We start from the raw sequence: 605 nt of genomic DNA on the forward strand, positions 1-605 counted from the left end.
ACCGTTCTATCAGACCTACTCGAACCTGCTCAAACAGGTTCAAAGCTGATTTCCTGCTTCGCTGAGGCCGGTTTCACTCCAGTCTTACGACTAGAGCCAGAGCCGTCCTCTCCACAGGCTTCACATCCGGCGGAACTCGCCGTAGAGCCGCTTAGGGCGGCCAAGCCATACGCCAGAAGATTCCTGGCCGCATTCTCATCCCGGTCGTGGATGGTTCCACAATCCGGGCACGTCCACTGGCGTACCGCCAGAGGCATTTTGTCCTGTTTTACGGCACACACTGAGCAAATCTTGCTGCTGGCAAACCATCTGTCCGCCACCACAACGATGCCGCCGCGCCGTTCGGCCTTGTATTCCAGTTGCCGCCGGAACTCGAAGAAACTCATATCGGCGATGGAGCGTGCCAAGCGATGGTTCTTCAGCATCCCGCGCACATTCAGGTCCTCGATGCCGATGGTATGAAACCGGCGAGTGAGGTCGGACGTGAGCTTGTGCAAAGCGTCGGCCCGGATATTGGCGACACGGGCATGGAGCCTGGACAGTTTAGCCCTGGATTTTTTCGCATTCTCCGACACCGGCAGCCTTACGCCCTTTGGTATAGGCGC

1 protein-coding gene is annotated in these 605 nt (G+C 57.9%); it reads right to left on the minus strand.

What is annotated here, in order from left to right:
- Positions 1–29: 29 nt before the first annotated feature.
- Positions 30–605: RNA-guided endonuclease TnpB family protein (locus CO251_RS04320; protein ID WP_207654613.1), on the minus strand; the 576-nt coding region annotated here is incomplete at its 5' end.

Origin of the sequence: Sulfobacillus sp. hq2, from assembly GCF_002903155.1 — a bacterium.
Taxonomy (GTDB): domain Bacteria; phylum Bacillota; class Sulfobacillia; order Sulfobacillales; family Sulfobacillaceae; genus Sulfobacillus; species Sulfobacillus thermotolerans.